Origin of the sequence: Streptomyces sp. S4.7, assembly GCF_010384365.1 — a bacterium.
In the GTDB taxonomy this organism is placed as follows: domain Bacteria; phylum Actinomycetota; class Actinomycetes; order Streptomycetales; family Streptomycetaceae; genus Streptomyces.
In genome coordinates, this window is the sequence record NZ_CP048397.1 from 3243891 (window position 1) to 3265074 (window position 21184).

Genomic DNA, 21184 nt, shown 5'->3' on the forward strand with positions numbered 1-21184 from the left:
CTCACATTCGGAAGACGCCGAAGCCGCCCCGGACGCCTTCGACGGGCGCCGTGCGGATCGCCGACAGGCACAGGCCGAGCACCGTGCGGGTGTCACGCGGGTCGATGACCCCGTCGTCGTAGAGCCGCCCGGAGAGGAACGCCGGAAGCGACTCCGACTCGATCTGCGCCTCCACCATGGCGCGCAGCGCCGCGTCACCGTCCTCGTCGTACGGCTGCCCCCTCGCAGCCGCCGAGCCGCGCGCCACGATCGACAGCACACCCGCCAGCTGCTGCGGCCCCATCACCGCGGACTTGGCGCTCGGCCAGGCGAACAGGAACCGCGGGTCGTAGGCCCGGCCGCACATGCCGTAGTGCCCGGCTCCGTACGAGGCGCCCATCAGCACCGACAGGTGCGGGACCTTCGAGTTGGCGACCGCGTTGATCATCATCGCGCCGTGCTTGATGATGCCGCCCTGCTCGTACTCCTTGCCGACCATGTAGCCGGTGGTGTTGTGCAGGAAGACCAGCGGGATGTCGCGCTGGTTGGCGAGCTGGATGAACTGCGCGGCCTTCTGCGACTCGGCGCTGAACAACACGCCCTGCGCGTTGGCGAGCACTCCCACCGGGCAGCCGTGCAGTGTCGCCCAGCCGGTCACCAGACTCGGCCCGTACAGCGGCTTGAACTCGTCGAAGTCCGAGCCGTCGACGATCCGTGCCACGACCTCGCGCGGGTCGAAGGGGATCTTGAGGTCGCCGGGGACGATGCCCAGCAGTTCGTCCTCGTCGTACTTCGGCGGCTCGACCGACGCCGGGTCCGGATCGGGGTGCGCCTTGCGCCGGTTGAGGCGGGCGACGATCCGCCGCGCCTGCCGGATCGCGTCCGGTTCGTCCACGGCGAAGTGGTCGGCGAGCCCCGAGTCGCGGGCGTGCATCTGCGCGCCGCCGAGCGATTCGTCGTCGCTCTCCTCGCCCGTGGCCATCTTCACCAGCGGCGGCCCGCCCAGGAAGACCTTCGACCGGTCCTTGATCATCACGGCGTGGTCGGACATGCCGGGCACATACGCCCCGCCCGCCGTCGAGTTGCCGAAGACGACCGCCACCGTGGGGATCCCGGCGGCGGAGAGCCGCGTCAGATCGCGGAAGAGAGCGCCGCCGGGGATGAAGATCTCCTTCTGGGAGGGGAGATCGGCGCCGCCGGACTCGACGAGACTGATGAGCGGCAGCCGGTTCTCGTACGCGATCCGGTTGGCGCGCAGGGCCTTCTTCAGCGTCCAGGGGTTGGACGCGCCGCCGCGCACGGTCGGGTCGTTGGCGGTGACGACGCATTCGACGCCCTCGACCACGCCGATGCCGGTGACCATGGACGCGCCGACGGGGTAGTCGCTGCCCCAGGCGGCGAGCGGGGACAGTTCCAGGAAGGGGGTGTCCGGGTCGAGCAGCAGCTCGACCCGCTCGCGGGCGAGGAGCTTTCCGCGTTTACGGTGCCGCGCCACGTACTTCTCGCCGCCGCCGGCCAGCGCCTTGGCGTGCTCGGTGCCGAGGTCCGCGAGCTTGGTGAGCATCTCGGCGCGGTGCTCGGCGTAGTCGGGGGACGCGGTGTCCAGCGCCGAGTGGAGCACGGTCACAGCAGAACCTCCGGGATGTCGGCGTGCCGGGAGCGCAGCCACTCGCCGAGCGCCTTGGCCTGCGGGTCGAAGCGGGCGCGTGCGGCGACGCCTTCGCCGAGGAGGCCCTGGACGGTGAAGTTGAGCGCGCGCAGATGGGGCAGGACATGCCGGGTGACGGTCAGGTCGGCCGTCTCGGGCAGGAGTTGACGCAGTCGCTCGACGGTCAGCTCGTGCGCGAGCCAGCGCCAGGCCTGCGGACCGCGCGCCCACACACCGACGTTGGCGTCCCCGCCCTTGTCGCCGCTGCGGGCGCCGACGATCAGGCCGAGGGGGGCGCGGCGGGTGGGTCCGGCGGGCAGCGGGTCGGGGAGCGGGGGCTCGGGGACGGGTTCAAGTACGCGTGTGGGGGCGGCGGTCGGCACCGGTACGCGCGTGCCGTCGGGGAGCACCGCCGTGTGCTGGATCTCGGCGGCGGGGACGTACGCCGCCTCGAAGACGCCGTACGGAGCGCCCTTGCCGGGCGGCGCGGTGACATGGAAGCCGGGGTAACTGCCCAGCGCCAGCTCGACGGCGGCGCCGCTGACCGCCCGGCCGACGGCGTCGGGGTCGCTGTCGCGGACGACGAGCCTCAGCAGCGCGCTCGCGGTCTCCTCGGTGCCGGCGTCCGCCCGGTCGGTGCGCGCCAGCTCCCAACGGACCTCCTCCGGCGCCTTCTTGACGCCCGGCGCCGCCAGCGCGTCGGCGACCTGTTCCTTCACCAGCCGTGCCTTCGCGTCGATGTCGAGTCCGGTCAGGACGAAGACGACCTCGTTGCGCCAGCCGCCGATCCGGTTCAGCCCGACCTTGAGCGCGGGGGGCGGTGCCTCGCCGCGCACGCTGGTGACGGAGACCCGGTCGGGGCCGTCCTGGGTGAGCCGTACGGTGTCGAGCCGGGCCGTCACGTCGGGTCCGGCGTACCGGGCTCCGCCGGTCTCGTAGAGCAACTGCGCGGTGACGGTGCCGATGTCGACGACTCCGCCGGTGCCGGGGTGCTTGGTGATGACGGCGGAGCCGTCGGCGTGGAGTTCGGCGAGCGGGAAGCCGGGGCGGCGGACGTCGTGCTCACCGAAGAAGGCGTAGTTGCCGCCGGTGGCCTGGGTGCCGCACTCCAGTACGTGCCCGGCGACGACGGCGCCCGCGAGGGCGTCGAGGTCGTCGGCGCCCCAGCCGAAGTGCGCGGCGGCGGGGCCGGTGACGAGCGCGGCGTCGGTGACCCGGCCGGTCACCACCACGTCGGCCCCCCCGCGCAGACACTCGGCGATGCCGGCGCCGCCGAGGTAGGCGTTGGCGGTGAGCACACCCTCGCCCCAGTCGCGCGCCGCGAGCAGGTCGTCGCCCTCGACGTGCGCGACGCGCACGGGGACGCCGACGCGCTCGGCCAGTTCGCGTACGGCGGCGGCCAGTCCCGCCGGGTTCAGCCCGCCCGCGTTGGCGACGATCTTCACGCCGTGTGTCCGCGCGAGCCCGAGCCCTTCCTCCAACTGCCGCAGGAATGTCCTGGCGTAGCCGGACGCGGGGTTCTTGAGCCGGTCGCGGCCGAGGATGAGCATGGTCAGTTCGGCGAGGTAGTCGCCGGTGATCACGTCGAGCGGGCCGCCGGTGAGCATGGAGCGAAGCGCGTCGAAGCGGTCGCCGTAGAAGCCGGAGGCGTTCCCGACGCGCAGGACGTCGCGGGTGGGGTGAGAGGTGTCCGGCACGCTCAGGCCCCCTTCGCCGGGCGGCCGGGACCCGCCGGGCCCGCGAACGCCTGGGCGATGTCCAGCCATCGGCCGGCGTCCGGGCCCTCGGCCCGTACGTCCAGGTCGGCGCGGTGGGCGCGCTGTGTCACGAGCAGGCAGAAGTCCAGGGCCGGCCCGGTGACGCGCTGGTCGGCGTCCTCGGGACCGTATGTCCACAACTGGCCTTGGGGTCCGGTGAGTTCGACCCGGAAGGGGGCGGCGGGTGGCTGTTCGCCGCGGACGAGGTAGGCGTAGTCGCGGGCCCGTACGCCGATCCACGCCACGTGCCGCAGCCGCGCGGTCGGCTCGCGCCGCACGCCGAGCGCGTCCGCGATGTCCTGGCCGTGCGCCCAGGTCTCCATCAGGCGTGCGGTCACCATCGACGGGGCGCTCATCGGCGGCCCGTACCAGGGGAAACGCGCGCCGGGGGGTGCGGAGCGCAGCGCGTGGTGGAGCCGTTCGCGGCCCTCGCGCCAGTGGGCGAGGAGTCGGTCCGGCGGCAGTACGGCGCCGGCCTCGGCGCCCTCGTCCACGAAGGAGTCGGGGGCGGCGAGCGCCTTCGCGGCCACGTCGGCGAAGACGGCCTCGTCGGTCACGGCGAGGAGGGACGCGGTGTCGGTCCACGCCAGATGGGCGATCTGGTGGGCGACGGTCCAGCCGGCCGCCGGGGTCGGGAGCGACCAGCTCTCGTCGCCCAACTCGGCCACGAGCCGGTCGACTTCCTCACTCTCGCTGCGCAGATCGTCGAGGATTGGCGCGGCAGGGTCGGACACGGGACGCACTCCCATCGGCTCTCGGGACACGGCGTGGTGCGTGCCCCGGAGCATGGCAGCGCCCGGAGAAACAAGCAAGCGTGCTTGCTTTACTGGCCGGCGCTTTCCCGGCCCGTCCGCAGGGCCTCCGGTGCGGGCTCCGGTGCGGCTCCCTCCGCCACGGCCTTCCCGGCGGCCGACTCCTCGCGCCGCGTCCTGCGCCTGCCCGCCTGCGCCTGGACCGCTCCCACGCTCGCCATGATGACCAGCGCGATCGCCAGCGCGTCGGTGAGGGAGAGGCCCTGGTGCAGCACGAGGAAGCCGGCCATCGCCGCGAGAGCCGGTTCCCCGCTCATCAGGATCGCGAACGTCGACGCGGGCAGCCGCCGCAGCGCGAGCAGTTCCAGGGTGTACGGCAGGACGGACGACATCAGCGCCACCGCGAGCCCGAGCCCGATCGTGGACGGCACCAGCAGCTTCGAACCGGCGTCCATGATGCCGAGCGGCAGGGTGAGCACGGCGCCGAAGGCCATGGCCAGCGCGAGTCCGTCGGCCTGCGGGAAGCGCTGCCCGGTCCGGGCGCTGAAGACGATGTACGCCGCCCACATCACCCCCGCCGCCAGCGCGAACGCCGCGCCCACCGGGTCGAGCCGGTCGAACCCGCCGCCGCTGAGCAGCACCACACCGCCGAGCGCGAGGCCCGCCCACAGGAGGTTCGAGAGCCTGCGGGAGGCGATGACGGAGAGGGTGAGCGGCCCGAGGACCTCCAGGGTCACGGCGGCGCCCAGCGGGATGCGGTCGGCGGCCTGGTAGAAGAGGAGGTTCATGGCGGCCAGCACGGCGCCGAAGACGAGCACCGTGCCCCAGTCGGCGCGCGAGTGACCGCGGACCCTGGGCCGGCAGACCACGAGCAGGACGACCGCCGCGAGCAGGAGCCGCAGCGCCACCACGCCGACCGCGCCGGCCCGCGGCATCAGCAGTACGGCGATGGCGGCGCCGAACTGCACGGAGAGCATGCCCCCGACGACGAGCGCGACGGGCCCGAGCGTGCGCCGCCCCTTCTCCGCCGGCGCCCCGGCGGCCACCCCCACGGCCTCGGGGACCGCCACGACGGCGCCTGCGGCCGCGGTACGCGACTCCTCCACCGGGATCCTCCTCCAATTCAGCCAGACCCATCAGGTCAATTCAATGAACTACTGCATGCAACATACTGCACTGCGAAACACGACGGTCGACCCCCCGACCCCAGGCCACCGCGCCCGCGACCATCGGCTCTCCGCGACGGAGATTCCACCGTTGACACGATTGGCTAATGAGACTAGCTTTTAGCTAACAACATTAGCCAACTATCCGGAGGACGTCATGACCCAACACCTCGCCGTCGACGGCGGCACGATCGCTTACGAGGTGGCGGGGTCCGGGCCGCTGATCGTTCTCGCACACGGCATGGGTGACAGCCGCGCCGCGTACCGGGCCGTGGTTCCCCAACTGGTGGCCGCCGGCTACCGGGTCGCCGCGGTCGATCTGCGCGGCTGCGGCGAGTCCACCACCGACTGGCCCGACTGGAGCCGCACCGCCATCGCGGGCGACCTGCTCGCGGTGATCCGGCACCTGGGCGGCCCGGCCGTGCTCGTCGGCCACTCGATCTCCGGCGGCGCCGCCACCATCGCCGCGGCGCGGGAGCCCTCGCTGGTCACCGCGGTCGTCCAGCTGGCACCGTTCACCCGTAAGCAGTCGATCCGCCTCGGGGACCTGCGGGTGAAGCGCTTCCGGCAGGGCATGCTGCGGCTGCTCGGCGCGGCGACGTTCGGCAGCGTGCCGCTCTGGCGCTCCTACCTCGGCACGGCCTACCCCGGTGCGAGACCGGCCGACTGGGCGGAGCGGCTCGACCGCGTCGACTCCCTGCTGCGCGAGCCGGGCCGGATGAAGGCCCTGCAGGGCATGGGCCGCGGGGCCCCGGCCGACGCCGGTGCGCAACTGGCCAACGTACGCCGCCCCGTCCTGGTCGTCATGGGCACGCTCGACCCCGACTGGGCCGACCCGCACGCCGAGGGTTCGGCGATCGTCGAGGCCCTGCCGTCCGGTCTCGGCCGCCTGGAGATGATCGAGGGCGCCGGGCACTACCCGCACGACCAGTTCCCCGACCGGGTGGTCTCGCTCGTGCTCGCCTTCGTCCGCTCGGACGCCGCCCGTGCCTAGGGCCGGACTGGACCCGGCGGCCGTGGTCGCGGCCGGCGCCGCCCTCGCCGACGAGGTGGGCCTCTCCGGGCTGACGATGGGCCTGCTCGCCGAGCGGGTGGGCGTACGCACCCCGTCCCTCTACAAGCACGTGGGCGGCCAGGAGGACCTCACACGGCGCATCGCGGCCCTGGCGCTGAGCGAGGCCGCGGACGCCGTCGGCGGCGCGGTCCAGGGATACGCGGGCCGCGACGCCCTGGCGGCGGCGGCGCGCTCCTTCCGCGCCTTCGTCCTGGAACACCCCGGCCGGTACGCCGCGACGATCGGCGTCGAACCGTCCGGCCCGGACGATCCGCTGGCCACCGCGGGCCGCCGGCTGCTCGACGCCTTCACGGCGGTCCTGCGCGGCTACGAGATCGACGAGGCCGACGTGGACCACGCCCTGCGCATGCTCCGCAGCTTCTGCCACGGCTTCGCCACGCTCCAGTCGGCCAACGGCTTCCAGTGGAGCGCGGACGTGGACGAGAGCTTCGAGTGGCTGATCGCCTTCACCGACCGCGGGCTGCGCGCCATTTGAGCCCGCGGACGCCACCGACCACCGACGGCACCGACACCGACACCGCCGACGTGCGGATCGCCCCTCAGCCGACCGGCTGGGCGAGCCCTGTGACCGTCGACCACCGGGGCCCGGTGTCGCGGTCGTGGCTCCATACGTACTGGCTGTCCGGGGTGCGCGTCATGCCGAAGTCGTAGAGGTCCGGCCGGTCGTGGTGCTCCCAGCGGGCGACGGCCGTCCCGATCTCCTCAAGAAGGCGTCGTGGCCCTCCCTGGAAGGCGGCGCCCGGTCCGGACACGGAAGCGGTCAGGGTCGCCCAGGAGGAACGGCCGTCGTGGGCCCAGGCCACCGGTCCGTCCCGGTCCCCGAGGACGATCTCCACGTCCGGCAGGAGCACCCGCAGCGCGAACAACAGGTGCGGATCGGACAGTCGCGTCAGATCGAGGGTGTGGGCGCCCTCGACCTCGGCCGGGTCGTGACCGCGCACCTCCTGCCAGCCGGCGCGGGCCGGAGCGCCGCGGGCGGGCATGAACAGGGCGAGCCCCTGGACCCAGCCGGTGGCGGAGAGCCCGTCGGCCGCGACGGTGAGGGCGACATGCCCCATGCGGCCCCACGGGGTGACGATCCGTCCGCCTGGCCGGGTCTGGGCCACCCACTCCCACGGGACGGTCTCCACCGCGTACGTCGACTCGACCCGGTCGTACGGGCCATCCGGCGCGTGACCGAGCCGCCCGTCCCCGGTGACCACGGTGACCTCCGCCCCCGCGGCCTCCAGGCGGGTGCGCGCCGTCGCCGCGAGACCGGGTTCGGCCTCCACGCTGGTCACCCGCCCCGGCCCGGCGCGACGGGCGAGCAGCGCCGCGTTCCAGCCGGTGCCGGTACCGAGCTCCAGGACCCGGTGGCCGGGCTCCGCCATCAGGGCATCGAGCATGTCCACCACCACGGACTGACAGGACAGGCTGGATGTGGCCCGTCCGTCTCCCACCTGGGTGACGGCGGGATCACCCGGGCCGCCGTAGACCTCGGCGGCCCACCGCTCCGGCTCCGTCGCGCGGCTCACCGCGACGTAGGCGTCGCCGTCCCAGCGCCACAGCGTGTCGGGTGCGAACGAGTGCCGGGGAACGGCGTCGACGGCCGCCCGCACCCACGGCGAGTCCGCGGGCCAGCCGCCCCGCTCCGCCATCGCCTCGGCCAGCGCGATCCGCCGCTCCTCGAACACGGCGCCTACTTCCGGCGGTTGCCGGAGGGAGGCGGCGGTTTGGGCACCTCGCTGTCGCCGTTGCCCGGCGGCGGCTTGCCCTGCGAAAGGTCCGGCTCGGGCTTGCGGTGATCCCCCATGACACATCCCCTTCCTGAAGGTAGTCGATCAACTACAGAGTGCTACATGTTCGATCGGTGGAGCAAGCGATCCGAGGAGATCGGCGACCGACTCCCGTGGCACTGACCGCGCAGACCCGGCGCACTCGGGAGCGCATCCGTCAGCGGCCGGTGCCCGGCCCGTCACCACCCGTGCCGTCCCCCGGCCCTTCGTCGCCCGCCGCCTCCCCCAGCGCCTCGGCGAGGACCTCCGCCAGGTGCCTCGCTCCCCCGTCGGACAGCTGGTCCAGCTGCGTACGGCACGAGTAGCCGTCCGCGAGGAGTTCCGTTCCCTCGTCCGCCGCCCGGACCGCCGGCAGCAGCTGGTCCTCCGCGCACGCCACCGAGACGTCGTAATGGCCCTTCTCGAAACCGAAGTTGCCCGCGAGGCCGCAGCAGCCGCCGCTCAACTCGCCGGTGAGACCCGCCCGTTCGCGCAGGCGCCGTTCCGCCGCGTCACCGAGGACCGAGTGCTGGTGGCAGTGGGTCTGGCCCGCGACCGGGCGGTCGACGCGTGGCGGGCGCCAGTTGGGCGCGGACTCCTCCAGCGTCTGGGCGAAAGTCCTCACGGACGCGGCGAGCCGGGCGGCGCGCGGGTCGTCCGCCAGCAGCTCCGGCAGATCCGTCTTCAGCGCGGCGGCGCAGCTCGGTTCCAGAACAACCACCGGCAGCGCCCGGTCGAGCAGCGGTTCCATCCGGTCCAGGGTGCGGCGCATGACGGCGCGCGCCTGGTCGAGCTGCCCGGTGGAGACGTACGTGAGGCCGCAGCACACCTTGCCGGGCGGCAGCGTGTGCGTGACGCCGGCCGCGTCCAGGACCCGTACGGCCGCCTGTCCCACCGACGGCGACAGGTGCTCGGTGAAGGTGTCCGGCCACAGCACCACCGCCGGGTCCCCGGCCATCTCGCGCCGCTGCCGCCGCAGCCACCGGGTGAACGTGAGCGGCGCCAGGCGCGGGATCGAGCGCTCGGGGGCGATCCCGCCCGCGCGCTTGGCCAGCGCGGCCACGCCCGGCACCCGTACCCCCGCGTTCAGCAGACCCGCGAACGGCGCGGCAGCCCGGAGCCAGCGCGGCAGCCGGCCCATCGCGTAGTGCGCGGCGGGCCGCCGCCTGCCCTCGTAGTGGTGGTGCAGGAACTCGGCCTTGTACGTGGCCATGTCGACGCCCACCGGACAGTCGCTGCGACAGCCCTTGCAGGACAGACAGAGATCGAGCGCGTCCTTGACCTCGGCCGAGCGCCAGCCGTCGGTGACGATCTCACCGGCGAGCATCTCGTGCAGCAGCCGGGCGCGCCCACGTGTGGAGTGCTGTTCGTCGCCGGTCGCGCGGAACGAGGGGCACATCACCCCGGCGCCCGAACTCGGCCCCTCCACCCGGCATTTGGCGACGCCGACACAGCGCCGTACGGCCGCCGAGAAGTCTCCGCCCACGACACCGTCCGCCTCGCCGTCGTGCGGATAGGCGAAGGCGACGTCGACGCGGCTGCGCGGCAGGACCTCGAAGCGCAGGTTCTCGTCGAGCCGGGCGGGCCGGGCGATCGAACCGGGGTTCAGGCCGCCCGCCGGATCCCACACGTCCTTGAACTTCCCGAAGAGACCGGTCAGTTCGTCCCCGTACATCTTCGGCAGCAGCTCCGAACGCGCCAGCCCGTCGCCGTGTTCCCCGGAGAGCGAGCCGCCGTGCGCGACGACCAGCCCGGCGACGTCCTCGGAGAAGCGCCGGAAGCGGCGCACACCGTCGGTGCTCAACAGGTCGAAGTCGATGCGGACATGGATGCAGCCGTCGCCGAAGTGCCCGTAGGGCGTGCCGCGCAGCCCGTGCTGGGCGAGCAGCGAGCGGAAGTCCCGCAGGTACGCGCCGAGCCGGGCGGGCGGTACGGCGCAGTCCTCCCAGCCCGGCCACGCCTCTCCCCCGTCGGCGCTGCGGGTGGCGGTGCCCGACGCGTCCTCCCGTACCCGCCACAGGGTCCGGATCCCGGCCGGGTCGTCCACGACCGTGCCGTCCAGGGCGTCGGCGGCGCGCATGATCCGCTCGGCGTGCGCGCGGGCCTCGGCGACGGTGGCGCCGCCGGTCTCCACGAAGAGCCAGGCGCCGCCGCGCGGCAGGTCGTGCGGGCCGGGGACGAGGTCGTCGGCCATGCCCTCGACGGTGAGCGGGTGGTACGGCAGCAGCCCCGCGGCCGCTTCGGCCGCCGCGCTCTCGTCGGGGTAGCCGAGGACCGCGAGCACCCGCGCGGGCGGCGAGTCCACCAGCCGTACGACGGCCTCCGTCACGACGCCCAGCGTGCCCTCGCTGCCGCAGAACGCGCGGGCGAGGTCGGTGCCGTTCTCCGGGAGCAGCGCGTCCATCGCGTAGCCGGAGATTCTGCGCGGGAGGCCGGTGGGGTAGCCGGTGCGCAGCAGGGCGAGGTTGCTCTCGACGAGGGGGCGCAGCCCGGTGGGGGCGCCGTCCCAGCCCTTGCCGAGCCGCAGGGAGGCGCCGCCGTACGTCGTGACCGACAGCTCGTGGACGTTGTCGGCGGTCGTCCCCCACGCGACCGAGTGCGATCCGCACGAGTTGTTGCCGATCATGCCGCCGAGGGTGCAGCGGCTGTGCGTGGAGGGGTCGGGCCCGAAGGTCAGACCGTGCGGTGCCACGGTGTCGCGGAGCCGGTCGAGGACCACTCCGGGCTGCACGACGGCGGTACGGGCCCCGGTGTCGACCGACACGATCGAGCGAAGATGCCGGGTGAGATCGAGGACGACGCCGATGCCCGTGGCGTTCCCGGCGATCGAGGTGCCGCCGCCGCGCGGCACGACGGGGACGCCGTGCGTACGGCAGATGTCGAGGGCCGCCGCGACGTCCGCCGTGTCGCGGGGTGAGACGACGCCCACCGGGACCCGTCGGTAGTTGGACGCGTCCATGGTGACCAGTGCGCGGGCGGCGGCGCCGAAGTCCACTTCCCCGCGGACGGCTCCGGCGAGGTCTCTGGCCAGCGCGGTGGTGGCCGCCGATGCCTGCGCCTTCGCGGGTGCCGTACGCGCCGTCGTTTCCCGGTTCCGGTTCCGCTGCCTGTGCTCAGCCATTCCCCCAGGATGCCCCGCCGGGCGCATCGCACCACATGTCGACGACGTGTCGGCCACGTCTCACGACGTGACCGCCGCCCTGACAGCCGTCGGAAAACGTCTAGGCTGCCGTCCGTGGCCGATATTCAGATTCCCGCTGACATCAAGCCCGCCGACGGTCGTTTCGGCGCGGGCCCCTCCAAGGTACGTACGGAGGCGGTCGACGCCCTGGCCGCCACCGGCACCTCTCTCCTCGGCACGTCCCACCGCCAGGCCCCGGTGAAGAACCTGGTCGGCGCGGTGCGTGACGGTGTGCGCGAGCTCTTCCAGCTCCCCGAGGGCTACGAGGTGATCCTGGGCAACGGCGGTTCCACCGCCTTCTGGGACATCGCGACGCACGGTTTGATCGAGAACAAGTCGCAGCACCTGACGTTCGGCGAGTTCTCGTCGAAGTTCGCGAAGGCGTCGAAGCTCGCCCCCTGGCTGGCCGAGCCGACCGTCATCTCCTCCTCGCCGGGCACCCGCCCGGACCCGGAGGCCGAGTCGGGCGTGGACGTGTACGCGCTCACGCACAACGAGACCTCCACCGGTGTCGCCGCGCCCGTCAGGCGTGTCGCGGGCGCCGACGAGGGCGCGCTCGTGCTGGTCGACGCGACGTCCGGCGCCGGCGGTCTGCCGGTCGACATCGCCGAGACCGACGTCTACTACTTCGCCCCGCAGAAGTCCTTCGCCTCCGACGGCGGCCTGTGGATCGGCGTCTTCTCGCCGGCCGCGCTGGAGCGCGCCGCGCGTGTCCACGGCTCGGGCAGGCACGTCCCGGAGTTCTTCTCGCTGCCGACGGCGATCGACAACTCGCTGAAGAACCAGACGTACAACACCCCCGCGCTCTCGACGCTCTTCCTGCTGAACGAGCAGCTGACCTGGCTGAACACCCAGGGCGGTCTCGACTGGTCGACCGCCCGCACGGCCACGTCCGCGCGCACGCTGTACGGCTGGGCGGAGTCGTCCAAGTACGCGACGCCGTTCGTGCTCGACCCGGCGCACCGCTCGCAGGTCATCGGCACGATCGACTTCTCGGACGAGATCGACGCCGCTGCCATCGCCAAGGTCCTGCGCGCCAACGGCATCGTGGACACGGAGCCGTACCGCAAGCTGGGCCGCAACCAGCTGCGGGTGGCGATGTTCCCGGCGATCGACCCGGCGGACATCGAGGCACTGACGGCGTGCGTCGACTACGTGATCGACAAGCTCTGACCCCACCCCGCGCCGTCGACCGGCCCCGTCCCCTTTCGTTGGGGGCGGGGCCGTCACTCTTGCGCGTGCATGATCACGTTCACGACGAATCGGGCTGTCCCGGCTTACGATGATGGTCTCGACAACAAGGTCACCGCTTACGCCGAGGCCAAGATCCCCGTCTACGTGATCGTCGACCGCAGACACACCCGACCGCACGTGCTCACCGACCCCGTCGCCGGCGACTACGCAAGCCACCGCATCCACGCGCCCGGCGAGCAGATCGTCCTCCCCGAGTCGATCGGCGCCGAGGTGAAGCCCGACGTCTCGGCCGTGCTCAAGACCGGGGAGCCCAGGAACGCGACCTGACGGTCACCGGCTCAGCCGCTGGAACCTCCGCACCGCCAGTGGGACGAACAGCAGCGTGATCGCCACCGGCCAGGCCACCGACAGCAGCAGTGCGTGTTCCTCCGGCCAGGTGCCGCCGCTCGCCACCGGGTTGCCGAACAGTTCCCGGGTCGCCGTCACCGTCGCCGACACCGGGTTCCACGCGGCGACCACGCCCAGCCAGTCCGGCATCAGGGACGGGGCGACGAAGACGCTGGAGATCATCGTCACCGGGAAGGCGACGGCGAAGAGACTTCCGGCCTGTTCGGGGCCCGGGACGACCAGGCCGAGCCAGACTCCGACCCAGATCAGCGAGAAGCGCAGCAGCATGAGCAGGCCGAAGGCCGCCAGGAAGGCGAGCAGGCCGCCGTCCGCGCGCCAGCCGATCGCCAGGGCTGTGAGCGCGAGGATCGCCAGTTCCGCGCACGCGGTGAGCATGTCCCCGACGCCGCGTCCCGTGACCACCGCCGACGGTGCCATCGGCATCGACCGGAAGCGGTCGTGCACTCCCTTGCTGGAGTCGGTGACGAAAGCGGTCGCCGTGTTCATGAAGCCGAAGGCCATCGTCATGGTGAACATGCCCGGCATCAGGAACTCCCGGTAGTCACCCCCGCCCGGCACCTTCATCGCGCTACCGAAGACATAGCCGTAGAGCAGCACGGAGACGAGCGGGAAGCCCAGCATCCAGAGGATGTAGGAGGGCTGGCGCTGATAGTGGGTCAGGCTGCGGCGTACGAGGTTCCAGCAGTCGGCCACCGCCCAGTAGGCGCGGCCGTGCGTGTCGTCCACCACCAGGCTCACCCCCGCGTTCTGATCCGTCCTCGGATCCGTGTTGGTGCTCATGCCGCCACCTCGGTCTTCGTCCTCTTCGTCGTCGTCGCGTCGGTCGGCGCCTCTTCCGAACGGTGGCCCGTCAGCCGCAGGAACACGTCGTCCAGGCTCGGACGGCGCAGGCCGATGTCCTCCGCCGCGATCCCCCGGTCCCGCAGCTCCCGCGCGACGTCCGTCAGCGCGGCCACCCGGTCGGTGACGGGCGTGTGCACCCGGCGTGCCTCGGTGTCCGTCGCCGGCACCGATCCCGCGACGCGTGCCACCACCTCGGCCGCCGCCGGGAGTTCGCGCTCGTCGTGGACGACGACCTCGATCAGGTCACCGCCCACGGTGTTCTTCAGCCCGTCCGGTGTGTCGTCGGCGATCGCCCGCCCCCGGTCGATGACCGTGATGTGCGAGGCGAGCTTGTCGGCCTCGTCCAGATACTGCGTCGTGAGCAGCACGGTCGTACCGCCCGCCACCAGCGCCCGCACGGCGTCCCAGACCTCGCCGCGCCCGCGCGGGTCGAGTCCGGTCGTCGGCTCGTCGAGGAAGAGGACCCGGGGCGCGAGGATCATCGACGCGGCGAGGTCGAGCCGGCGCCGCATACCGCCGCTGTACTCGCGCACGCCCTTGTCCGCCGCGTCCACCAGGTCGAATCGCTCCAGCAGTTCCCCGGCGCGCAGCGCGGCCCGCCGTCCGCCGAGGTGGAAGAGGCGGCCGAACATCTCCAGGTTCTGCCGGCCGGTGAGGATCTCGTCGACCGCCGCGTACTGCCCGGTGAGCCCGATCCGGGCGCGGACGGTGCGCGGTGCGGTGCGCACATCGGCCCCGGCGACCGTCGCGCGCCCACCGTCGAGCCTCAGCAGGGTGGCGAGCGCGCGTACGGCGGTGGTCTTGCCCGCGCCGTTCGGGCCGAGGAGGCCGTGCACGGTTCCGGTGCGTACGGCGAGGTCGAAGCCGTCGAGGGCGTAGGTGTCCCCGTAACGCTTGCGGATCGCTTCGGCGTGCACGGCGTATTCGGTCGCGTTGTCGTCGGTCACGGCGTGGTCGTTCACTGCCCCTCCAGGGAACTGAGTACGGTGTACCCAAGAAGCGTACATGGTACCCAGTTGATGTCCAGCCGTTTAGGCTGGGGCCATGGCGACGACGGAAAGCAGCGGCAGCGGCGACGTGTCCCGCAGCATGGAACTCCTCTGGGGCACCGGCGAGCGGGCGACCCGGGGACCCAAACCGGGGCTCACGCTCGACCGGATCGTCACGGCCGCCGTCGAACTCGCGGACGCCGAGGGGCTCTCCGCGGTCTCGATGCGCAGACTCTCCACGGAGCTGGGCGCGGGAACGATGTCGCTCTACCGCCATGTCCCCGGCCGGGCCGAGCTGGTGGACCTGATGCTGGACCGCGTACAGAGCGAGTCCGGTACGCCCACCGCCGAACCGGATCCCTCGGCCGCCCCCGGCTGGCGGAAGACCGTCGAGACGGCGGCCCGCGGCGAACTCGCCCTCTACCAGGCCCACCCCTGGCTGGTCTCCGTCAACCAGACCAGGCCCGTCCTCGGCCCCGGCGCCGTCGGCGGCATGGAGACGATGCTCACCGGCATAAAGGACATGGGCCTGACCGACCCCGAGCTGATCTCCGTGATCATCATGGTCAGCGGTTACGTCTCAGGCGTCGCCCGCACCCAGGTGCAGGCCGTCGAGGTCCAGCAGGCGAGCGGCATCAGCGACGACGAGTTCTGGAAGGCGCAGGCGCCGATCCTGTCGGCGGTGATGAACAGCGGGCGCTACCCGGTGATGGCCACGCTCTCGGAAGACGCGTTCGGCCCCGACTTCGACCACTTCGAGTTCGGGCTCCAGCGGCTGCTCGACGGCCTGGAGGTGCTGGTCGCGCGGCGCACCGGCGGCGGCTGAGCCGGTATCCGCTTCCTCAGCCGCTCTGCTTCCGGCGCCTGAACCCGAAGAACAGCACGGCGGCTCCCACGAGCACCACCGCGCCGATGGTGATGTTCCCGCTCTCGCCCCCGACGCCGTCCCCCGCCGCGCCGTCGCCCGTGCTTCCCGCGCCTCCGGACGAACCGCCCTCCTTGTCGATGTCGACGCGCTCGACCTGGCTGCGCGTCCCCTCCGTGCCGAACATCAGGGCCGACCCGTCCAGGGTGTACGTCACCGACTCGGCCTGCCCCTGGATCGGGGCCCGGACGCGGTGGTCGGCGCCCGGGCGGCCGTTCTTCCACACGTAACCGCGGGCGCTGAAGTACGAGCGCAGCAGCAGTTCCCTGCCGTCCGGCGAGAACGCGCCGTCGGTCACCCACGGCACCTCGCCGATGCGGGTGAAGGTGTTCGTGCCGTTCGCGGTGAGCTCGGCCGGGCCTTCGTAGAGGCCGCCACCGTCCTCGTTCTTCGAGGCGATGTAGAGGCGGCCGGTGGCGGGATGGACCATCAGCGCCTCGGCGTCGCGCGGGCCGTCCGCGTACCTCACGGTGTACTGCGTGGCGTCGACCGTCGCGTCCGCGAGCGTCTTCGGCTCGGGGAAGCGGTAGATCCAGACGTGGTCCCAGCTGCCGTTGAGGTTGTCGCCGATGTCACCGACGTAGATGTCTCCGTCGGCGCCGACGGAGATCGCCTCCATGTCACGGGGCTCGCCGACCCCGCGCATGGTGATCGTCGCGACGGTCTCGCCGGTCCGCGAGTCGATGCCGTAGACGAGGGGCTTGTCCTGGTCGTTGTGCGTCCAGTACACGCCCGGGTGCGCGCGGCTGGCGGCGAGACCGCTGGACTCGGTGATGCGCGGGTCCGTGATCCGGAAGCTCCGGTCGGGGTCGGCGGCGGGCGCGGCCGGTGCGGCTACGGCCGCCGGGCCGCAGAGCGCGCCCGCCGCGCCCGCCAGGACGAGCACCGCCGCCGCGAGGACGGACCGGACACGGCCCGCGCGCGGAACGGGGGGCGGAGACGGACGCACGTCCTTGACCTTGACCATGGGCCAAGACTGCCACCTCGCAGGCCGGGGACGGTCGTCCACCGGCCATCGGGGATGATGATCCGATGCGTTTCATGTTCGTCGGCGACTCGATGACCATCGGCCGCGCCGGCGACTTCACCTGGCGCTACCGGATGTGGCGGCACCTGAACGCGGCGTACGGCGGCCCGTTCGCGATCGTCGGCCCGCGCACCGGGCTGTACGACGCCCACGCCGACGCCCCGGTCTCGCACGCGTACGGCGACCCCGGCTTCCCCGCGAAGGCCTGGCCGCACCTCGCGGGCTGGGGCGAGGGCTGGCAGCACATGGCGCCGGTGGTCCGTGACGCCGTCGCCGCGCACCGCGCGGACATCCTGCTCGTCTCGCTCGGCCTGATAGACCTCGGCTTCTACACGGACAGCGACCGAACCGCGCTGTACGCGAGGGAGTTCATCGCCGAGGCACGGGCGGCGAATCCGCGCGTGCGGATCGTGCTGTTGCCGGTCATACCCAACACGCGCGCCGACACCGACCCGGAGTTCGCCACCGAGGTCGACCGCTTCAATGTCCTGCTGGCCAAGGCCGTCGCCGATCTGGACAACGCGGCCTCCCCTCTGCTGCCGGCCTCGCGCCCCGCGTCGTACGACATCCACCGCGACACCTATGACGGGACCCACCCCGGCCCTTCGGGTGAGCATCTGCTCGCGGGGGCGTTCGCCGACGCGATGCACCAGGCGTGGGGGCTGGGCGCGCCGTATCCGTTCGCACGGCGATGAGTTGGCGTACACGGGCACCAACTCCCGTACGACGCGTCACCCGCGCCCGAGCGGGGTCCCGCACCCGCCGCAGTTCACCGGCCGCGGGCCGTCGTCCAGACGACCGCACTCCTCGCAGACCAGCTCCAGCATGCAGGGCGGTTCACCGCCCTGCACGACCTCGTCACCGGCGTCACGGTCACCGTCACCGCCACCGTTGCCGAAAGACATCGCCACGCACCTCCCCACCGCTCGCCGTCGCCCTCAACCCTACGCAAACCCCCCGTACCCCACCCCGTGAAGGAGACCCCTCGTGGACCGCGAGCCCGGTGAGCTGTATCCGCCGATCGAGCCCTACGACCGGGGCATGCTCGATGTCGGCGACGGCAATCTCGTCCACTGGGAGGTCTGCGGCAACCCCGGCGGCAAGCCCGCGCTCGTCGTGCACGGCGGCCCCGGCTCCGGGTGCGGCCCGCGCGCACGGCGGTACTTCGACCCCGACCGCTACCGCCTCGTCCTCTTCGACCAGCGCAACTGCGGACGCAGCACCCCGCACGCGAGCGACCCCGCCGCCGACATGCGGCACAACACCACCGGTCATCTCCTCGCCGACATGGAGCGGTTGCGCGCGCACCTCGGGATCGGCAAGTGGCTGCTGTACGGCGGCTCCTGGGGCTCGACGCTGATCCTCGCGTACGCCGAGCGGCACCCGGACCGTGTCTCGGAGATCGTCATCCCGAGTGTCACCACCACCCGCCGCTCCGAGATCGACTGGCTCTACCGGGGCGCCGGCCAGATCTTCCCCGAAGCGTGGGCACGCTTCCGGGCCGGTGCCCCGGCCGATGACGCGCGGCCGGGCGGCCACCAGGACACTCCCGGTCTGCTCGCGGCGTACGCGCGTCTCACCGAGAGCCCCGACCCCGCCGTACGGGCCAGGGCCACCGCCGACTGGTGCGCCTGGGAGGACGCGGTGCTCTCGGGGGAACCGCACGGCTCCGCCGACCCGTACAGCGGCCGGCCCCCCGCCGCACGCCAGGCCCTCGTACGGATCTGTGCGCACTACTTCTCCCACGGCGCCTGGCTGGAGGAGGGCGCGCTGCTGCGCGACGCGGGACGGCTGGCGGGGATTCCGGGGGTGCTGATCCACGGCAGACACGACCTGTCCGGCCCGCTCGGCACCGCGTGGGACCTGGCCGCCGCCTGGCCCGACGCCCGTCTGGTCGTCGTGGAGGACGCGGGCCACAAGGGCGGCGCGACGATGCGCCGCGAGCAACTGGCCGCGCTCGACGCGTTCGCGGCGCCGGACGGTGGTTCGCGGGGCACCTGTTGAGGCCTTGCTTCGAGCGCGCTCGAAGGCGTTGGCTGTTGAGTCATGAAGTACACGCAGCTCGGACGCACCGGACTCAAAGTCAGCCGACTCGTCCTCGGCACCATGAATTTCGGTCCTCACACCAACGAGGCCGACAGCCACGCCATCATGGATGACGCGCTCGGCGCCGGCATCAACTTCTTCGACACGGCCAACGTCTACGGCTGGGGCGAGAACAAGGGCCGCACCGAGGAGATCCTCGGCACCTGGTTCGCGCAGGGCGGCGGCCGTCGCGACAAGGTCGTGCTCGCCACCAAGGTGTACGGCAACATGGCGGCCGAGGGCGACGCGTGGCCCAACCACGACAAGCTGTCCGCCCTCAACATCCGCCGCGCGGTCGACGCCAGCCTCAAGCGGCTCCAGACCGACCACATCGATCTCTACCAGTTCCACCACATCGACCGTGACACCCCGGTCGAGGAGATCTGGCAGGCGATCGACACCCTGATCCAGCAGGGCAAGATCCTCTACGCCGGTTCCTCCAACTTCCCCGGCTGGAAGATCGCCCAGACCAACGAGACGGCCCACCGCCTGGGCTCGTACGGCCTGGTCAGCGAGCAGTGCCTGTACAACCTCGCCGAGCGCCGTGCCGAGATGGAGGTCATCCCGGCCGCGCGGGAGTACGGCCTCGGGGTCATCCCCTGGTCGCCCCTCCAGGGCGGTCTCCTCGGCGGCGCGGTCCGCAAGGAGCGCGAGGGCGCCCCCGGCAAGCGGTCGGGCGACCGGCTCAGGGACAGCAAGATCCGTGAGCAGATCCAGGCGTACGAGGACCTGCTCGCCAAGCATGACCTCGAACCGGGCGAGGCCGCTCTGGCCTGGCTGCTGACGCGTCCGGGCGTGACGGGCCCGATCGTCGGCCCGCGTACGGCCGGACAGCTGGAGTCCGCGCTGCGCGGGGTCGAGCTGGAGCTGCCGGAAGAGGTGCTGGCGTCGCTGGAGGAGATCTTCCCCGGTCCGGGGCCCTCTCCCGAGGCTTTCGCCTGGTAGTGCCGCTACGGGAGGGCGCGGCCTCCGGGCCGCGCCCCCTGACGGTCGCGGGACGGTCGCTAGCCGACCGCTCCCGCCACGGCGACGATCACGAACATCAGCACCAGCGCGGCGGCCATGATCCGGTTCCGGGTTTTGGGGTCCACGCGTCGAGGTTAACGGCCGCCGTCGGCGGGACTCGCGGTGGGGCAGCGCACCAGCGTCTCGTACCGCGGCTGCTCCCCCGGCACTCCGGCCACGGGCAGCCGGCTCCGTACGAGCGCCAGCTCCCCGACCTCCCACGGCGTGCCCTCGAAGCCGTCGAGCGCGGCAGCGTACGGGCGCAGGTCGGTCTCGGTCCGGGTACGGGCCAGCGTGAGATGCGGCCGGTAGGTCCGGTGCTCCTCCATCGCCAGCCCCGTCCGGCGCGCGGCGGCGTCGGCGCGTTCGGCGAGCCGCCGCAGCTCGGCGATGCCCCCGGCGGCGCCGGCCCACAGCGCGCGCCCGCCGAAGTGTCCGCCGCCGCGCAGCCGCAGCGGGAAGGCTCGCGTCCGGTGCGCCGCACGCTCCAGCCGCTCGGTCAGCTCGGGCACGAGCGCCTCGTCGACCTCCCCCATGAAGGCGAGCGTGAAGTGCCACCCCGCCCGCCCGGTCCACCGCATCCCATCGGCCCCGGGAAGCCCCCGCACCCGCAGGTCGACGGCCTCGGCGAGTTCGTCGACGGCGTGGGCGGGCGGCAGCACGGCGGCGAAGAGACGCATGCCGGCCAGTCTGGCAGCCCGGCGTGACCGAGTCACCGTGGTTATCGTTGTACCGCGCGGCTGCCGAATCGCGTACGGCGGCGGGGAGGAGCGCCACGATGACCGTCGTAGAGACCGACAGGATCGCCATGGCCGACGAGAGCGACGACAAGGACAAGCTGACTCTGGACAGGATGTTCGAGTGGCTTGAGCAGTTGCCCGTCCCCGAGGGATACAAGGCCGAGATCGTCGGGGGGAACGTCTTCATGGCGCCGCAACGGGACACCCATTGGGAGATCATCCTGGATCTCGTCGAGCAGCTACGGGCTTCCCGCTACGCGCGCAGCCGGGTCAAGTCCGATGTCCGCTTCGACTTTCCCGGGCACCTGAACGGCTTCGCCTGCGATGTCGTCGCACTGTCCGGCGAAGCGGTGAAGAACGCCAAGGGTCTCTGGGACTGCGAGGACATCGAGTTGGTGGCCGAGGTGATCTCCAAGTCGACCGCGCTCAACGACTACGGCCCGAAGAAGGCCGCCTACGCGACCGCCGGCGTGCCCGTCTACCTCGTCGTCGATCCGTACGTCGGCCGCTGCCGCGTCTTCACCGAACCGAAGAAGGACGAGTACGCCGTCGACCGGACCGTCGACTTCGGTGAGGAGATCAAGCTCAAGGACACCGTGGTCGGTCTCACCCTCAAGACCGACGAGTTCCCGCGCGGCTGACCTCGGCCGCGCCCG

The 21184-nt window shown here is 72.4% G+C and carries 20 protein-coding genes; 9 read left to right on the forward strand and 11 right to left on the reverse strand.

Annotated elements, in window-relative coordinates; genetic code table 11:
- Window position 1: 1 nt before the first annotated feature.
- From SSPS47_RS14150 to SSPS47_RS14165, 4 genes are all read right to left on the reverse strand, one after another.
- On the reverse strand, window positions 2-1606 hold the full coding sequence (locus SSPS47_RS14150) for a carboxyl transferase domain-containing protein (RefSeq protein WP_164251451.1): 1605 nt from the start codon (window positions 1604-1606) through the stop codon (window positions 2-4).
- A complete protein-coding gene (locus tag SSPS47_RS14155) occupies window positions 1603-3324 on the reverse strand; it encodes an acyclic terpene utilization AtuA family protein (RefSeq protein ID WP_239064907.1) in 1722 nt (573 codons plus the stop codon). The genes SSPS47_RS14150 and SSPS47_RS14155 overlap by 4 nt, the downstream gene beginning before the upstream one ends.
- A gap of 2 nt (window positions 3325-3326) precedes the next feature.
- Window positions 3327-4118 carry a TIGR03084 family metal-binding protein gene (locus tag SSPS47_RS14160; RefSeq protein WP_164251453.1) on the reverse strand — a complete coding sequence of 264 codons (792 nt, stop codon included), beginning with the start codon at window positions 4116-4118 and terminating at the stop codon, window positions 3327-3329.
- 89 nt (window positions 4119-4207) lie between these two features.
- Entirely contained in the window at window positions 4208-5188 is a 981-nt protein-coding gene (locus tag SSPS47_RS14165; RefSeq protein WP_239065262.1) for an EamA family transporter, read from the reverse strand.
- Between the two features lie 271 nt (window positions 5189-5459).
- On the opposite strand from SSPS47_RS14165, the gene SSPS47_RS14170 reads away from it, so the two are divergent.
- Together SSPS47_RS14170 and SSPS47_RS14175 are read left to right on the forward strand one after the other, a co-directional pair.
- The gene (locus SSPS47_RS14170; protein WP_164251454.1) at window positions 5460-6296 is read left to right on the forward strand and encodes an alpha/beta hydrolase; all 837 of its coding nucleotides are present in this window, start codon (window positions 5460-5462) and stop codon (window positions 6294-6296) included.
- 22 nt (window positions 6297-6318) lie between these two features.
- Complete coding sequence (locus tag SSPS47_RS14175; protein WP_164254577.1) at window positions 6319-6852, forward strand: TetR/AcrR family transcriptional regulator; 534 nt, start codon at window positions 6319-6321, stop codon at window positions 6850-6852.
- Between the two features lie 64 nt (window positions 6853-6916).
- On the opposite strand, the gene SSPS47_RS14180 is transcribed toward SSPS47_RS14175, so the two are convergent.
- Both SSPS47_RS14180 and SSPS47_RS14185 read right to left on the reverse strand, forming a co-directional pair.
- Window positions 6917-8050 carry a methyltransferase domain-containing protein gene (locus SSPS47_RS14180; protein WP_239064908.1) on the reverse strand — a complete coding sequence of 378 codons (1134 nt, stop codon included), beginning with the start codon at window positions 8048-8050 and terminating at the stop codon, window positions 6917-6919.
- Between the two features lie 259 nt (window positions 8051-8309).
- Window positions 8310-11252, reverse strand: coding sequence for an FAD-binding and (Fe-S)-binding domain-containing protein (locus SSPS47_RS14185; RefSeq protein WP_164251456.1), 2943 nt, complete (start codon window positions 11250-11252; stop codon window positions 8310-8312).
- A 114-nt stretch (window positions 11253-11366) separates the two neighbouring features.
- Between SSPS47_RS14185 and serC the strand changes: the two genes are divergently transcribed.
- Window positions 11367-12485: a phosphoserine transaminase gene (gene serC / locus SSPS47_RS14190; protein ID WP_164251457.1), complete on the forward strand. Its 1119-nt coding sequence runs from the start codon at window positions 11367-11369 to the stop codon at window positions 12483-12485.
- Between the two features lie 69 nt (window positions 12486-12554).
- On the forward strand, window positions 12555-12833 hold the full coding sequence (locus SSPS47_RS14195) for a Uma2 family endonuclease (RefSeq protein WP_164251458.1): 279 nt from the start codon (window positions 12555-12557) through the stop codon (window positions 12831-12833).
- 3 nt (window positions 12834-12836) lie between these two features.
- On the opposite strand, the gene SSPS47_RS14200 is transcribed toward SSPS47_RS14195, so the two are convergent.
- Together SSPS47_RS14200 and SSPS47_RS14205 are read right to left on the reverse strand one after the other, a co-directional pair.
- Window positions 12837-13694 (reverse strand): ABC transporter permease, encoded by an 858-nt coding sequence (locus tag SSPS47_RS14200; protein WP_164251459.1) that lies wholly within the window; start codon window positions 13692-13694, stop codon window positions 12837-12839.
- Complete coding sequence (locus SSPS47_RS14205; RefSeq protein ID WP_239064909.1) at window positions 13691-14719, reverse strand: ATP-binding cassette domain-containing protein; 1029 nt, start codon at window positions 14717-14719, stop codon at window positions 13691-13693. The genes SSPS47_RS14200 and SSPS47_RS14205 overlap by 4 nt, the downstream gene beginning before the upstream one ends.
- Before the next feature lie 82 nt (window positions 14720-14801).
- Between SSPS47_RS14205 and SSPS47_RS14210 the strand changes: the two genes are divergently transcribed.
- Window positions 14802-15572 (forward strand): TetR/AcrR family transcriptional regulator, encoded by a 771-nt coding sequence (locus SSPS47_RS14210; RefSeq protein WP_164251461.1) that lies wholly within the window; start codon window positions 14802-14804, stop codon window positions 15570-15572.
- A gap of 16 nt (window positions 15573-15588) precedes the next feature.
- On the opposite strand, the gene SSPS47_RS14215 is transcribed toward SSPS47_RS14210, so the two are convergent.
- Window positions 15589-16638 (reverse strand): WD40 repeat domain-containing protein, encoded by a 1050-nt coding sequence (locus SSPS47_RS14215; protein WP_164251462.1) that lies wholly within the window; start codon window positions 16636-16638, stop codon window positions 15589-15591.
- Window positions 16639-16703: 65 nt separating this feature from the next.
- On the opposite strand from SSPS47_RS14215, the gene SSPS47_RS14220 reads away from it, so the two are divergent.
- The gene (locus SSPS47_RS14220; RefSeq protein ID WP_164251463.1) at window positions 16704-17393 is read left to right on the forward strand and encodes a GDSL-type esterase/lipase family protein; all 690 of its coding nucleotides are present in this window, start codon (window positions 16704-16706) and stop codon (window positions 17391-17393) included.
- A gap of 36 nt (window positions 17394-17429) precedes the next feature.
- On the opposite strand, the gene SSPS47_RS14225 is transcribed toward SSPS47_RS14220, so the two are convergent.
- Window positions 17430-17603, reverse strand: a complete 174-nt coding sequence (locus SSPS47_RS14225; RefSeq protein ID WP_164251464.1) for a hypothetical protein — start codon at window positions 17601-17603, stop codon at window positions 17430-17432.
- Window positions 17604-17685: 82 nt separating this feature from the next.
- Between SSPS47_RS14225 and pip the strand changes: the two genes are divergently transcribed.
- On the forward strand, window positions 17686-18702 hold the full coding sequence (gene pip / locus SSPS47_RS14230) for a prolyl aminopeptidase (protein ID WP_164251465.1): 1017 nt from the start codon (window positions 17686-17688) through the stop codon (window positions 18700-18702).
- 42 nt (window positions 18703-18744) lie between these two features.
- Window positions 18745-19728, forward strand: a complete 984-nt coding sequence (locus SSPS47_RS14235) for an aldo/keto reductase (protein WP_164251466.1) — start codon at window positions 18745-18747, stop codon at window positions 19726-19728.
- Window positions 19729-19883: 155 nt separating this feature from the next.
- Here the strand turns inward: SSPS47_RS14235 and thpR are convergent, their stop codons facing one another.
- Window positions 19884-20468, reverse strand: a complete 585-nt coding sequence (thpR, locus tag SSPS47_RS14240) for an RNA 2',3'-cyclic phosphodiesterase (RefSeq protein WP_164251467.1) — start codon at window positions 20466-20468, stop codon at window positions 19884-19886.
- A 98-nt stretch (window positions 20469-20566) separates the two neighbouring features.
- On the opposite strand from thpR, the gene SSPS47_RS14245 reads away from it, so the two are divergent.
- Entirely contained in the window at window positions 20567-21169 is a 603-nt protein-coding gene (locus SSPS47_RS14245) for a Uma2 family endonuclease (RefSeq protein ID WP_164251468.1), read from the forward strand.
- The last annotated feature ends 15 nt before the right edge of the window (window positions 21170-21184 follow it).